General features: G+C 69.4%; 13 protein-coding genes. 5 read left to right on the forward strand and 8 right to left on the reverse strand.

The features are described from left to right. Position 1: 1 nt before the first annotated feature. The 4 genes from BKA02_RS01835 to BKA02_RS01850 all read right to left on the reverse strand — a co-directional run bounded on the left by BKA02_RS01835 (position 2) and on the right by BKA02_RS01850 (position 3799). Complete coding sequence (locus BKA02_RS01835; RefSeq protein WP_179430744.1) at positions 2-499, reverse strand: YjbQ family protein; 498 nt, start codon at positions 497-499, stop codon at positions 2-4. Positions 500-549: 50 nt separating this feature from the next. Then, positions 550-1455: a carbohydrate ABC transporter permease gene (locus BKA02_RS01840; protein WP_179430746.1), complete on the reverse strand. Its 906-nt coding sequence runs from the start codon at positions 1453-1455 to the stop codon at positions 550-552. Continuing rightward, positions 1452-2300, reverse strand: a complete 849-nt coding sequence (locus BKA02_RS01845; RefSeq protein ID WP_179430748.1) for a carbohydrate ABC transporter permease — start codon at positions 2298-2300, stop codon at positions 1452-1454. Before BKA02_RS01845 ends, BKA02_RS01840 begins: the two co-directional genes overlap by 4 nt. A 107-nt stretch (positions 2301-2407) precedes the next feature. Then, on the reverse strand, positions 2408-3799 hold the full coding sequence (locus BKA02_RS01850) for an extracellular solute-binding protein (RefSeq protein ID WP_179430750.1): 1392 nt from the start codon (positions 3797-3799) through the stop codon (positions 2408-2410). 258 nt (positions 3800-4057) lie between these two features. Between BKA02_RS01850 and BKA02_RS01855 the strand changes: the two genes are divergently transcribed. The 5 genes from BKA02_RS01855 (at position 4058) to BKA02_RS01875 (ending at position 8279) form a co-directional block, all read left to right on the forward strand. Further along, on the forward strand, positions 4058-4837 hold the full coding sequence (locus BKA02_RS01855) for a DeoR/GlpR family DNA-binding transcription regulator (protein WP_179430752.1): 780 nt from the start codon (positions 4058-4060) through the stop codon (positions 4835-4837). Next, positions 4834-5562: a triose-phosphate isomerase gene (locus BKA02_RS01860; protein WP_179430754.1), complete on the forward strand. Its 729-nt coding sequence runs from the start codon at positions 4834-4836 to the stop codon at positions 5560-5562. Before BKA02_RS01855 ends, BKA02_RS01860 begins: the two co-directional genes overlap by 4 nt. Before the next feature lie 123 nt (positions 5563-5685). After that, entirely contained in the window at positions 5686-6978 is a 1293-nt protein-coding gene (locus BKA02_RS01865; RefSeq protein ID WP_179430756.1) for a DUF445 domain-containing protein, read from the forward strand. A 27-nt stretch (positions 6979-7005) separates the two neighbouring features. Beyond that, positions 7006-7923: an agmatinase family protein gene (locus tag BKA02_RS01870; RefSeq protein WP_179430758.1), complete on the forward strand. Its 918-nt coding sequence runs from the start codon at positions 7006-7008 to the stop codon at positions 7921-7923. Continuing rightward, positions 7920-8279 carry a DUF2568 domain-containing protein gene (locus BKA02_RS01875; protein WP_179430760.1) on the forward strand — a complete coding sequence of 120 codons (360 nt, stop codon included), beginning with the start codon at positions 7920-7922 and terminating at the stop codon, positions 8277-8279. The genes BKA02_RS01870 and BKA02_RS01875 overlap by 4 nt, the downstream gene beginning before the upstream one ends. Positions 8280-8291: 12 nt before the next feature. Here the strand turns inward: BKA02_RS01875 and BKA02_RS01880 are convergent, their stop codons facing one another. Genes BKA02_RS01880 through hutH form a run of 4 tightly spaced genes read right to left on the reverse strand, consistent with a single transcriptional unit; the run spans position 8292 to position 13309 of the window. Further along, complete coding sequence (locus tag BKA02_RS01880) at positions 8292-8936, reverse strand: NAD(P)H-binding protein (RefSeq protein WP_179430762.1); 645 nt, start codon at positions 8934-8936, stop codon at positions 8292-8294. Positions 8937-8945: 9 nt separating this feature from the next. Further along, a complete protein-coding gene (hutI, locus tag BKA02_RS01885; protein WP_179430764.1) occupies positions 8946-10097 on the reverse strand; it encodes an imidazolonepropionase in 1152 nt (383 codons plus the stop codon). 4 nt (positions 10098-10101) lie between these two features. Continuing rightward, positions 10102-11775, reverse strand: coding sequence for a urocanate hydratase (gene hutU, locus BKA02_RS01890; protein ID WP_179430766.1), 1674 nt, complete (start codon positions 11773-11775; stop codon positions 10102-10104). After that, positions 11768-13309: a histidine ammonia-lyase gene (hutH, locus tag BKA02_RS01895; RefSeq protein WP_179430768.1), complete on the reverse strand. Its 1542-nt coding sequence runs from the start codon at positions 13307-13309 to the stop codon at positions 11768-11770. Before hutH ends, hutU begins: the two co-directional genes overlap by 8 nt. Between the last annotated feature and the right edge of the window lie 42 nt (positions 13310-13351).

The raw sequence follows: 13351 nt of genomic DNA on the forward strand, positions 1-13351 counted from the left end.
GTCAGCGACCCACCACGGTGAGCAGAACGGTACGCTCCCGCGCGCGAACGGAGTCGAGGTCGCCGAAGTACACGCGACCGAACTCGCCCAGCACGGGCGCGCCTTCGACGACCGGAATCGACTCCGATCGCCCGACGATCGAGGAGATGATGTGCCCATCGGTATTCAGGCCCCACGACGGATGCTCGCCGCGCAGCTCGGCGGCGTTCTTGATGTGGATCGGACCGGGGTGCAGATACTGTCCCTCGTGCCGGGCCGGCGGCGCGATCTTCGCGAAGACGTTGAGCGTGTCCTGCAGGAGCAGCTGGGTACCGTAGTAGGTGATGTCCTCGGACTCCTCCTGAATGAGCACGCAGCAGCTGGTGTGCGGGGTGAACGCCTGCACGAGCCCCTCGGCGAGACCGGACTCCGCGACCACGCGGAGCACCTCGTCCGTGATGTCGAAAAACTCCTGACGCGCCGGCGTGCTGACGGAGATCGATTGCGTCTGGATTTCCATATGGATGCTCCCTGCTGACGAAGAGGACGAGAACGAGAACGCGGGATCGGTCATTCCGCCGACACCGCCCCGCCCGTCATCCCGGCGACGATGTGCTTCTGGACGATGAAGGCGATGATCAGCACGGGCAGGATCGTGACCGTGCCCACCGCGGCCACCTGACCCCACGAGGTTCCGATCGGGGTTATGAGGCTCGGAATCGCGACGGGCAGCGTCTGCGTGTGCCGCCCCGTCAGCACGAGGGCGAAGAGGAACTCGTTCCACGAGTTGATCAGGCAGAAGATGCCCGTCGAGGCGAGGCCGGGCTTGACGATCGGCAGGATCACCCGTAGGAACGTCCGCCATTCTCCGCATCCGTCCAGTCGCGCCGCTTCGTCAAGCGAGATCGGAACGGCCAGGAAGAAGCCTCGCATCATCCAGACCGTGAACGGAAGGGCGAAGGTGAGGTGGGCGGCGATGAGCGCGAAGTACGAATCGCGCACACCCAGCGACGAGGCCAGGACGAAGAGCGGTACGGCGAGGACCATCGCCGGCAGGAGCCGAGCTGCCAGGAGCGCCATCATGAAAGTCTCGCCCTTGCGCATCCGGCTGAGGCTGTAGGCGGCGGGGACGCCAACAAGCAGCGCGAGGCCGGTCGAGACGACGCCGACGATCGCCGAGTTCACGATGTTGTCGGTGAAGCCCTTGTCGAGGAACGCCTCGCGGTAGTTCTCCAGCGTCGGCGTGAATAACAGGCTCGGTGCGGACGAGAAGATGTCCACGCGCTCCTTGAACGAGGTGAGGACGAGCCAGATGATCGGCGACAGATAGACGAGGATCAGGGCCGCCGCGACGACTCCCACCACCGCGCGGGCGATGCGGGTGCGCGAGCGGCGCGGCGACGGCGCGACGGCGCGGGCCCGCTCGGCGCCGCGGGTGACTATCGCGCGGGTGTTCACTACGGTCGAGGTGCTCATGCGTCGGCGCCCTTGCGGTTGAGGAAGCGGAACAATATGGCGGAGAGCGTGGCGACGACAGCGAAGGTCGCCACCCCCAGCGCCGCGCCGTAGCTCATGTCGAACGCCGCAAAGCTGATGCGGTATTGGAAGATGTCGTTGACCGTGGTCGCCGATCCCGGTCCCCCGCCGGTGAGGATGTAGACCTGGTCGAACTGGCGGATGGCCTCCGTGGCACGGAAGAGGACGGCGACGATCAGCACGGGACGGATCATCGGGAGCATGACGTGCCAGTAGAGCTCGAACGTGTTGCACCCGTCGAGTTCGGCGGCCTGGATCTGCGCCTGCGGCGCGGCCGACAGGCCCGCGAGCACCATCAACGCGATGAAAGGGGTCCATTCCCAGACATCCATGACCACGAGTGCGGCGAAGGCGCCGCCTGCGCTGTCGAGCACACCGGCCTCGCCGACCAGACCGAGCGCACGGAGGAAGTCCGTCATGTAGCCGAACTGCGGGTTGAGTCCGAAGCTGAACATCAGGCCGACGACGAGCGGCGTGGCGATCATGGGCAGAAGCAGCGCGGAGGTCACGATACGACGACTGCGGATCAGACGAGACAGCGCGACGCCGACGATCGTGCCCAGCAGGGTCTCGATTCCCACGGCCAGCACGACGTAGGCGATCGTGACCAGCACCGCCCTTCCGAACTGCTCATCACCCAGCATTCGGATGTAGTTGTCGAATCCGATGAATCGACCGTCGGCCTCGGCGTCGACGGGACTGTACGACTGAAAGCTGAGCACGACGCTGTAGATCAGGGGGAAGGCCAGCACCAGCGCCAGGATGACGAGGCTGGGCGCCTGCATCCCGACACGCGTCCAGACCGCTCTGTTCCGGTGCCGCGTCCGGGGGACGGCGGCCCGGCCGCCCCCCGGACGCGGGTGTCTCACCGGTGAACGTTCTGTCGTCATGATCAGAAGGCCTTCAGCGGGAGCTTGTCGCCGAGGATGCCCTCGATCTCGGTCTGCGCGTCTTGGAGCGCCTTCTGGGGCGTCGAGTCACCCACGAGCGCGGTCGACACCTGCAGGGCGAGCTGATCGAGAATCTGCGGCCACTCCGCGTTGCGCGGGCGGGCGAGGGCGTTCTCGAGGCTGAGCAGCTGCTGCGGCCAGGACGGAAGCGATGCGACCAGTTCCGGGTCCTCGAACGCGGCTCGCGTGGCCGGCACACCGCCCATCTCTCCGATCTGCTTCTGCACGGACTCGGACAGCGCCCAGGCGACGAAGAGGTACGCGGCGTTCTTGTCGACCGCCTGCTTGCTGATCGTGTAGGTCCAGGCGCCGTGCAGCGCGTGGTGCTCGTCTCCTTCGGTCTCGACGGGCACGTCTGCGTAGCCGATCTTCCCGACGACTGCGGACTGCGATTCATCCTCCATCGCACCCGCTGTGTCACCCCAGGAGATTGCCTGCGCGGCGATGCCCTGCTGCAGGTTCGCGGTGACCTCGTCCCACGTGGCCGACGTGAATCCCGGGGGTGCGAACTCGCCGAGCGACTTCATGTACTCCAGACTCTCGACAGAGGCGTCACTGTCGACGATGAGCTCGCCGTCGGCATCGACGACGCCGCCGCCGAAACCGCCGGCGTAGTTCATCCACTCGAAGACGGCCGCCTCATGCCGCTTGCCAGCCATGGTCACGCCGTACATCGCCTCGCTCAGGGTGTCGCCTGCGAGCGTCTCGCCGGCGTCCCGGGTGAAGAACTCCGCAATGTCGCGGTACTGCGCCCATGTCTGGGCCGGCGCGAGATCGTAGCCGTACTCGGCGGCGAACGCCGCCTTCTCGTCGGCATTCTCGAACAGATCGGCGCGGTACATCATCATCGTGACGGCGCTGTTGGACGGCATCCCGTAGGACTTGCCGTCCCAGGTCGCCGCCGTCTCCCAGAGTCCGGGGATGATGTCGTCCTGGTCGAAGTCCTCGCCGACCTTGTCGTCGTTCTCCTCGATGAGGGGGGTGATCTCCTCGACGTAGTCGCTGCCGGCGTACGCGCCGAGATAGTCGTAGGGGATCGAGACGACGTCGTAGTCGCCCTGGGCGGTCGAGAAGTCCAGCGTGACGCTCTGCACGAGCTGCGCGAACGGCGCCGTCTCGATGTTCACCTCGATACCGGTCTTCTCGGTGAACTCCGGCGCGAGCTGGGCGAGGATCTCAGAGTTCAGAGTGGCCTCCGCGAGCACGTTGAGCTCGGTGCCGGCGAAATCCTGCGACCAGCCGTCAGCGGCGTCGGGATCGACCTCCGGAGCGGAGGAACCGCTGCAGCCGGCCACGGTGATGGCCAGGACGGTGGTGATGCCTGTCGTGAGCACTGCGCGAGCAGACGTCTTCCGGCGGCCGTGGGCAGTGCGGGTGAAGAGGTACATCGGCGTCCTTCCTATCGGCAGTGATCGGGTTCCGTGACCTCAGCATTGTGATCGCGTTTCACATTAATGTAATGGATTCACATCCAAGCCGCAAGATGTTCATGGCAACAAATGTGACTCATTCACATATGCCTCGTGATTGTGATAGATTTTCTATGCGAACCCATGGGGATCGTGCCGATGAGACGGACGTCGGAGGGATCGATGAGCACAATCACTCCTCAGCGCAGACGCGTGGAGATCGAGTCGCTGATGAGCGGACAGGCCGAGGTGGACATCCAGAGCCTTGCCGCGCATTTCGGCGTCTCCGAGATGACCATCCGGCGTGATCTCGGCACGCTCGAGGAGGAGGGCATCGTCCGGCGGCTGGTCGGCGGACGAGCACTGCTTCTGGACGCGAAGAGCCGGGAGCCCGCTCTCTCCACCCGAGCGCAGGCGGCGCACGAGACCAAAGCACACATCGGCCGCGCCGTGGCAGAGCTGCTGGTCGACGACGAGGTGGTGTTCATCGACGGCGGGAGCACTGCCTTGGCGGTCGCGCATGCCCTGCGCGGGAGCGGCAGGCGTCTCACCGTCCTCACGCGGAGCCTCCTGGTCGCGTCGGAATTGGCGGAGGAGACCGCCATCGAGATCTTCATGCTCGGAGGGCGAGTGAAGTCGTCAGAGATGCTGACCACGAGCTCTGCAGCCGCGGACGACCTGCGTCACTACAACGTGGACTCGTACGTGATGGGAATCAGCGGAGTCCACCCTCAGCGCGGCCTCACGGACTACGACCCTGACGAGAGCGCGGGCAAGCGCCTGGCTCTGGAGCGTTCGGACCGTGTGATCCTGGCCGCCGACCATTCCAAGCTGGGGCGCGTGCTGATGTCCCGCGTCGCCGCCGTCGAGGAGATCGACGTACTTGTCACCGACTCGGACCACGAGGCACTCGCGAGCATGCCCTCCACGCTCTCCGTCGTGATCGTGGAGCCCTCGCAGTGACAGCGGAGTCGCTTCTTCGTCCCCCCTTCTTCGAGATCGGACCGAAGAACCTGCTGCGTCTACCGGAGATCGTGTCCGTGGCGGAGGCTGCGGCCGTCGCCGGCGAGCGGCACGGCGTGTCGGTTATCCTCACTGTGCCCACAGCTCTGATCAGCGCGGTGCGGAACGCGATCCCGGGAGTGTTCGTCTTCGCCCAGGGAGTCGACGACGACGAACTCGGAGACAGCGTCGCACGCGTACTGCCGGAAGCACTCGCGGACGCCGGAGCGCACGGCGTCATGCTCAACCACGACGCGAGTCCGCTGCCGCCGCCATTGCTCGCACGAGCGATCCGCCGTGTGCGGGAGCAGCATCTGCTGACGATGGTCTGCGCCGGCGACGAGGACGAGGTGATGGGCCTGCTCGACCTCGACCCCGAGATCGTTCTCTTCGAGCCCGCGACGCTGATCGGCAGCACGAAGAGCGCGGACCGACCGTGGATCCCCGCGGTCGACGCACGCGTGGCCGAGCATGCACCGGACGTGATGATGATGCACGCCGGCGGAGTCGCTCGCCCCGATGATGCCTACGACATCATGCGCGCCGGCGCCGACGGGACCGGATCGACATCCGGGGTCCTGCGCGCCGCATCGCGCGCGACGGCGGCGGCCGAGTTCATCGAGGCGACACGATGCGGGTTCGACGCGCACCGTGCTGCAGCGGGGACGTTGGCCGAACTCACCTGACGTGTCCCCGGGTGCGCTGGCGCGCCGGTGCTCACCATGCGCACGAGAACTGGACTTGCATTCACCCTCGTTCCGCCGCATGGTCGGTGCGCAACGCCTCGTGCGCCGTGCGAGGATGACGACATGCCGCGCACACCGATGGCCCTGCTCTCGCCCGCCGATCAGGAACGTTTGCGCGCCCTCCGCCTCATGAAGGGCGTCGCGCTGGGCGCGCTCGTGTTCATGGCGATCGTCTTCGTCATCGCGTTCTGGCTGCAGGGGCAGTACCCCTGGCTCGGATATGTCCGCGCGGCGGCCGAGGGCGGCATGGTCGGTGCGCTGGCCGACTGGTTCGCCGTGACGGCGCTGTTCCGGCATCCGTTGGGCCTGCCCATCCCGCACACCGCGATCATCCCCACGCGCAAAGACGAGATCGGGAGCTCCCTGGGCGAGTTCGTGGAGACGAACTTCCTCTCCGGCGACGTGGTGCGCACGAAGCTCAGCGAGACGGCGATCTCCCGGCGCCTCGGCGAATGGCTCCGCGACTCGCCCGAGCACGGAGTGAAGAACGCCGAGCGAATCACCGCGGAAGCAGCGACCATGGCCTCCGCCGTGCTGCGCGCCCTCGATGACGACGACGTGCGCGACCTCATCTCCGATCTCGCGCGCGAGCATCTCATCGAACCGGAATGGGGTTCGCCCGCGGGGGCCTGGCTGGAGCGGATCGTCGACGCCGGCGCCCACCACGGCGCCGTGGATCTGGCCGCCGACAGCATCGGCGCCTGGCTCGACAGCAATGCCCAGGCTTTCGCGGGACTCGTCTCGCGTCGCCTGCCCGGGTGGGTACCCAAGCTCGCGCATCGCTTCGTCGACGAGACCGTGTACAACGAGGCCGTGAAGTTCGTGCGCGCGGTGCAGGCCGACCCGAACCATCCGGCTCGGCACGCGCTCGACGGGTATCTGGCACGCCTGGCCGACAACCTGCAGCACGACCCGGAGACGCGCACCCGCCTGGAGAACGCCAAGGCCGCCGTGTTCGACAGTCCGCGCGTCGGCGCGCTGGCCGCGGAGGCGTGGAACACCGCCAAGGCGGGGCTGCTGCGGGCGCTGGCCGACCCGCAGAGCGGACTGCGCATCCGCGCCCGCGACGCCGTCGCCGAGGTCGGGTCACGCCTGGCCACCGAGCAATCGCTGCAGCATCGCGTCGACGGCTGGGTGACGGACGCCGCAGTGTTCCTCGTCGACCGCTACCGGCACGACATCGCCTCTGTCATCACAGACACCGTCGAGCGGTGGGACCCCGCCGAGACGACAGAGAAAATAGAGTTGATGGTGGGTCGGGACCTGCAGTACATCCGGCTCAACGGCACGATCGTCGGCGCCATCGCGGGCGTCGCGATCTTCACCGTCGCGCACGCGCTGATCCCCGGGGTCTGATCACTCCCCCTGTCGGAAGGACGAGAGATGGCCCTTTCTCAGGATCCGCTCTGGACGCGCGCGGGCGACTGGCCCGCTCCCGACGGCGCCGCGGATGCGGTGCTCGTGGGCCTGCCGACCTGGCGCACCTCGCTCTCGCCCACCGGCGCGCACGCGACTCCGGCGGCGATCCGCGATGCGCTGCGCCGGTACAGCGCCACTCTGCTCGGCCCGCCCGTCGTCGATCTCGCCGACGTGCTGCGGATCGCGGATGCGGGCGACGTGGCAGAACCCGACGGAGACGAGGGCGAGGCGGCGGCGATCGAGACGGTCCGCGCGCTGGCGGCGCGGTCCCGCCTCGTCGTGGCTCTCGGCGGCGACAACTCCCTCACCTATCCGACCGCGCTGGGGGTCGGGGCGACGGGGCTCATCACACTGGATGCGCACTTCGACCTGCGCGACGGCGTCTCCAACGGCACCCCTGTGCGGCGCCTCGTCGAAGACGACCCGGCCCTCACCTCCGGCACCCGGCGGGTCGACCCGACCCGCATCGTGCAGATCGGCATCGCCGACTTCGCCAACTCGCCCGCCTACGCGCGGCGGGCGGCGGAGTGGGGCATCCGTGTCGTCATGCTCGACGAGCTGCGACGCCGCGGGATCGACGACGTCATCGCCGAGGCCCTCGAGGTCGCCGGGGCGGGTGCGGATGCGCGCATCCATCTCGACATCGACGTCGACGTGTGCGATCGATCGGTCGCCCCTGGGTGCCCCGCGAGCGTGCCAGGCGGGCTGGCCGCGTGGGAGCTGCGCGCCCTCGTACGCGGCATCGCCGCGGATGCGCGGGTCGTCGGCGCCGACATCGCCGAGGTCGATGCGACGGCAGATGCCGAAGATCAGCGCACGGTGCGGCTGGCAGCGTTGTGCGTGCTGGAACTGCTCGCGGGCGTGGCCGGGAGAAACGCATGAGCGACGCCGATCCGTTCGTCGATGCCTCACCGTTGCGCGGCATCGCGCTCGTGCTGCGGTTCCTCCTCGAACTCGCCCTGCTCGTCGCCGTCGCCATGTTCGCCTGGCATCTCGCTCCCGCGGACTGGGGCTGGCTCACGGCCGCCGTCGCCGTGGTCGTCGTCGCCGTGCTGTGGGGACTCCTGCTCTCCCCCAAGGCGCGCTACGACATCCGGCCCGCCGGTCGCTTCGCCGTGGAACTGGTGCTGTTCGCGGGGGCGGCGGCAGGGTTCGTCGTGATCGGGTTCGGCATCGCCGGCGTCACAGGCTTCGCCGTGTGGGCGATCGACCGCCTCGTGCTGGCGCTCACGCGCTGAACGCCAGGAACGTCAGAGTGCGAGCGCCTCGGCGACGGGACGCTCGCCGTCGTTGAAACGGATCGTGCGGCCGATCGTATCGGGCATCCTCAGTGTCTCGGCGATCACGAGGGCGACATTGGCGCGCGATACCTCGCCCGAGGTTGCCGCAGTCGCATCGATGAGCCCGGTGGGCTCCGCATCCGTCAGTCGGCTGGGGCCGAGCACCGTCCACTGCAGATCGGAGGCGCGCAGGTGCTCATCGGCGGCGGCCTTCGCCTCGGCGTAGGCGAAGAACCCGTCGGAGGGATCGACGCCGTGGTTCGTCTTGGAGCGGAAGTACGACACCATGACGAAGCGCGCCACGCCGGCGGCACCCGCGGCATCCATCGCGCGGACCGCCGCCTCGAAGTCGACGGCGCGCGTGCGCTGCGGGTCCCCTCCGCCGGCGCCGGCCGACCAGACGACGGCGTGGTGGCCGGCGATGACCTCGCGCAGCGCGTCGGCACCCTCTTGCTCGACGTCGAAAACCACCGGCTCGGCGTCGGCCGCGCGCACATCGTCGGCGTGCGCGCGGTTGCGGATCAGGGCGGAGACCTCGTCTCCGCGGGCGGCGAGCAGGGGTGCGGTCAACAGCGCGATCTTGCCGTGGCCGCCGATGATGAGAATCCGTGCCATGCCTTCACCCTACGCGCGGGAATCGACCCGACGGCCGTCCTTCCAGACGGCGGCGATGAGCGGCACCCCGGGCCGGTAGGCGAGGTGCACCGCCGAGGGCGCGTCGACGAGCACGAGGTCGGCGCGGGCACCGGGGGCGATGCGGCCGATGTCGTCGCGGCACAGTGCGGCCGCTCCGCCCACGGTGGCGGCGCGGATCGCCTCGGTCACCGTCATCCCCATCTCGCGCACGGCCACGGCAATGCAGAACGCCATCGAGGAGGTGAAGCTCGAACCGGGATTCGTGTCACAGGCGAGCGCCACGGTGACGCCGGCGTCGATCAGCCGCCGCGCATCCGGATAGGGCTGGCGCGTGGAGAACTCCACTCCGGGCAGCAGTGTCAGCACCGTGTCGGAGCCGGCGAGCGCGGCGACATCGTCATCGCTGAGGAACGTGCCGTGGTCGACGGATGCGGCGCCGAGCTCCACGGCCATGCGCACCCCGTCGCCCGGACCGAGCTGGGCCGCGTGCAGGCGCGGGGCGAGGCCGCGGGCCATGCCTGTTTCGAGGATGCGCCGGCTCTGCGCCACCGTGAACGCGCCCGTCTCGCAGAAGACGTCGATCCACCGGCAGTGCGGAGCGCAGGCGTCGAGCATCGGCCCGCAGACGAGGTCGACGTACTCCTCGGCGCGGCCCTCGTACTCGGCCGGGACGACGTGCGCGCCGAGGAAAGTGACCTCGTCGGTGACCTCGGCCGCCAACCGCACGAGGCGCTCCTCGTCGTCGACGGTGAGGCCGTATCCGCTCTTGATCTCGACGGTCGTCGTTCCCTGGGCGTGCAGTTCGTCGATGAAGCCGCCCAGGCGCGCGCGCAGCTCGTCGTCGCTCGCGGCACGGGTGGCGGCGACAGTCGAGCGTATGCCACCGGCGGCATAGGGCTCTCCGGCCATGCGCGCCTCGAACTCCGCGGCGCGGTCGCCGCCGAACACGAGGTGGCTGTGGCTGTCGACGAACCCCGGGATGACGGCACGTCCACCCGCATCGATGCGCTCGTCGGCGCCGGGCGCCTGGGCCTCGGCGCCGACCCACGCGATCCGCCCTTCCTCGACGAGAACGGCGGCGTCGTGCAGGGGCGCCTCGTCGACGCCGGTGGTCAGCTCCCCGATGTTGGTGATCAGCATGGCGTCACAGCATCGGGATGCTCAGGCCGCGCTCGCGGGCGATCTCGCGGGCGTGCTCGTAGCCGGCGTCGACATGGCGCATGACACCCGTGCCGGGGTCGTTCGTGAGCACCCTCTCGAGCTTCTGCGCGGCCAGCTCCGAGCCGTCGGCGACGGTGACCTGCCCGGCGTGGATGGAGCGGCCGATGCCGACCCCGCCCCCGTGGTGCAGCGACACCCATGAGGCGCCCGACGCGGTGTTGAGCAGGGCGTTCAGCAGCGGCCAGTCGGCGATGGCGTCGGAGCCGTCTTTCATCGCCTCGGTCTCGCGGTACGGCGAGGCGACGGATCCGGAGTCGAGGTGGTCGCGGCCGATCACGATCGGCGCCGACAGCTCCCCCGAGGCCACCATCTCGTTGAACTTCAGCCCGGCGAGGTGGCGCTCCTTGTACCCGAGCCAGCAGATGCGGGCGGGCAGCCCCTCGAAGTGCACGGTCGAGCCGGCCTTCTCCAGCCAGCGGTGCAGCGAGGCGTCTTCCGGGAAGAGGTCGGCGATCGCGCGATCGGTCTTGCGGATATCCTCCGGGTCGCCCGAGAGCGCCGCCCAGCGGAAGGGCCCGCGCCCCTCTTCGAACTGGGGGCGGATGTAGGCGGGCACGAACCCGGGGAAGGCGAAGGCGTTCTCGAAGCCGCCGAGCCTCGCCTCCGCGCGCAGGGAGTTGCCGTAGTCGAACACGGCGGCCCCGGCATCCTGGAAGGCCACCATGGCGCGCACGTGCGCGGCCATCGACGCCCGCGCCTTCGCGGTGAAGCCCTCCGGGTCGCGGGCGGCCTCGGCCTTCCACTGGGCGAAGGGGACCTCGGCCGGCAGATACGACAGCGGGTCGTGCGCGCTGGTCTGGTCGGTGACGACGTCCACGACCAGCTCCCCCGCCTGCTGGCGGCGGAGGATCTCGGGGAACACCTCGGCGGCGTTGCCGACGACGCCGACCGACAGCGCCTCGCCGGAGTCTTTCGCGGCGAGCACGCGGGCGAGGGTCGCATTCAGATCGGTCGTGTACTCGTCGAGGTAGCCGTGCTCGACCCGGCGCGACAGCCGCGACTCGTCGACGTCGACGACGAGCACGGCGCCCTCGTTCATGGTGACGGCGAGCGGCTGGGCCCCGCCCATGCCCCCGGCCCCCGCGGTGAGGGTCAGCGTGCCGGCGAGCGACTCTCGACCCAGCGACCGCGCGACGGCGGCGAAGGTCTCGTACGTGCCCTGCAGGATGCCCTGGGTGCCGATGTAGATCCACGAACCGGCCGTCATCTGCCCGTACATGGTCAGCCCGAGCTGCTCGAGGCGGCGGAACTCGGGCCAGGTGGCCCAGTCGCCCACGAGGTTGGAGTTGGCGATGAGCACCCGCGGCGCCCATTCGTGCGTGCGGAACACGCCCACGGGCTTACCGGACTGCACCAGCAGCGTCTCATCGGGCTCGAGCTCGTCGAGGGTGCGCACGATCGCGTCGTACGCCTCCCAGTTGCGGGCCGCACGCCCCGTGCCGCCGTAGACGACGAGGTCTTCCGGATGCTCGGCGACCTCGGGATCGAGGTTGTTCATCAGCATCCGCTTGGCGGCCTCGGCGCCCCAGCTCTTCGCCGTGCGCTCGGGACCGCGCGGGGCACGGACGGTGCGAGCTCCGGTCGTGGTGTCAGTCATCGGTCTGCTCCTTCGCAGCGCGCAGGACCGCACCCGAGCGGACGAGCTCGGTGACGGCCTCCATATCGGGTGAGAGGAATCGGTCGGACCCGGGGCCCGCCGCGACGGTGCGGACCAGCTGCAGAGCCGCGCCGGTGGCGGGGCCGGGGCGCAGCGGCGCACGCAGGTCGAGCGCGCGGGCGCCGGTGAGGATCTCGATGGCGAGCACGCGCGCGAGGCCGTCGAGGGCGCGGCGCAGCTTGCGCGCCGCCGCCCATCCCATCGACACGTGGTCCTCCTGCATGGCCGACGACGGGATCGAGTCGACGGAAGCGGGGACCGCCAGGCGCTTGAGCTCGGAGACGATGCCCGCCGAGGCGTACTGGGCGATCATGAGGCCGGAGTCCACGCCCACCTCGTCGGCGAGGAACGGCGGCAGGCCGCGGTTGCGGGCGGGATCCAGCGCCCGGTCGGTGCGCCGCTCGGAGACCGAGGCGACATCGGCGACGGAGATCGCGAGGAAGTCGAGCACGGCGGCGACCGGCGCGCCGTGGAAGTTGCCGTTGGATTCGATGCGGCCATCGAGGGTGACGACGGGGTTGTCGACGACGCTGGACAGCTCGCGCCCTGCGATCGTCTCGGCGTGGGATGCGGTATCGCGCGCGGCGCCGTGCACCTGCGGCGAGCAGCGCAGCGAGTAGGCGTCCTGCACGCGCCCGTCCTCGGGCCCCTTGTGGCTGTGCACGATCGGGGATGCCCCGAGGAAGGCGCGCAGGTTCGCGGCGGAGACGGTCTGGCCGTGCTGCGGGCGCAGCGCCATGAGGTCTTCGGCGAAGACGGCGTCGGTGCCCAGCTGCGACTCGATCGACATCGCCGCGGCGAGATCGGCGGTGTCCAGCAGCAGCTCCAGGTCGTGCAGGGCCAGGCACAGCATCCCGAGCATCCCGTCGGTGCCGTTGATGAGGGCGAGGCCCTCCTTCTCTTCGAGCACGAGCGGTTCGATGCCGGCAGCGCTCAGCGCCTGCGCCGCGGAGATCGGCTCGCCCTGCGCATCGTGCACTTCTCCCTCCCCCATCGCGGCGAGCGCGATGTGGGCGAGCGGCGCGAGGTCTCCCGAGCATCCGAGCGAGCCGTACTCGCGCACGATCGGCGTGATCCCGGCGTTCAGCATGTCGGCATACGTGCGCACCACGACGGGCCGCACCCCGGTGCGCCCCGAAGCCAACGTCTGCAGCCGCAGCAACTGGAGCGCGCGTACGACCTCGGTCTCCACCTCGGCACCGGTGCCGGCGGCGTGGGAGCGGATGAGGCTCGCCTGCAGCTGACGGCGTCGTTCGGGGGCGATGAAGGTCGTCGCGAGGGCCCCGAATCCGGTGGAGACCCCGTAGTGCGGGTTCGGATCGGCGGCCTTCGCGTCGATGACGGCGCGCGACGCCGCCACGCGGTCGAGCGCCGCGGAGGCGACGTCCACGGGCACGCCGTGACGGGCGATGGCGACGACGTCGGCGACGGAGAGCGGCGCATCGCCGAGGATGACAGGGGAAGGATGCGGCATGCACCGATTCCACACCCGTCGACACCACGGTGCACCCCGCGA

It is taken from the genome of Microbacterium pseudoresistens, assembly GCF_013409745.1.
Classification (GTDB): Bacteria; Actinomycetota; Actinomycetes; order Actinomycetales; family Microbacteriaceae; genus Microbacterium; species Microbacterium pseudoresistens.

Excerpts from the sequence above, each read along its gene's own strand:
- BKA02_RS01870 (WP_179430758.1), top strand. The coding sequence starts at position 7,006 with ATGGCCCTTTCTCAGGATCCGCTCTGGACGCGCGCGGGCGACTGGCCC.
- BKA02_RS01845 (WP_179430748.1), bottom strand. The coding sequence starts at position 2,300 with ATGCAGGCGCCCAGCCTCGTCATCCTGGCGCTGGTGCTGGCCTTCCCC.
- BKA02_RS01855 (WP_179430752.1), top strand. The coding sequence starts at position 4,058 with ATGAGCACAATCACTCCTCAGCGCAGACGCGTGGAGATCGAGTCGCTG.
- BKA02_RS01875 (WP_179430760.1), top strand. The coding sequence starts at position 7,920 with ATGAGCGACGCCGATCCGTTCGTCGATGCCTCACCGTTGCGCGGCATC.
- BKA02_RS01880 (WP_179430762.1), bottom strand. The coding sequence starts at position 8,936 with ATGGCACGGATTCTCATCATCGGCGGCCACGGCAAGATCGCGCTGTTG.
- hutI (WP_179430764.1), bottom strand. The coding sequence starts at position 10,097 with ATGCTGATCACCAACATCGGGGAGCTGACCACCGGCGTCGACGAGGCG.
- BKA02_RS01835 (WP_179430744.1), bottom strand. The coding sequence starts at position 499 with ATGGAAATCCAGACGCAATCGATCTCCGTCAGCACGCCGGCGCGTCAG.
- BKA02_RS01865 (WP_179430756.1), top strand. The coding sequence starts at position 5,686 with ATGCCGCGCACACCGATGGCCCTGCTCTCGCCCGCCGATCAGGAACGT.
- hutH (WP_179430768.1), bottom strand. The coding sequence starts at position 13,309 with ATGCCGCATCCTTCCCCTGTCATCCTCGGCGATGCGCCGCTCTCCGTC.
- hutU (WP_179430766.1), bottom strand. The coding sequence starts at position 11,775 with ATGACTGACACCACGACCGGAGCTCGCACCGTCCGTGCCCCGCGCGGT.
- BKA02_RS01840 (WP_179430746.1), bottom strand. The coding sequence starts at position 1,455 with ATGAGCACCTCGACCGTAGTGAACACCCGCGCGATAGTCACCCGCGGC.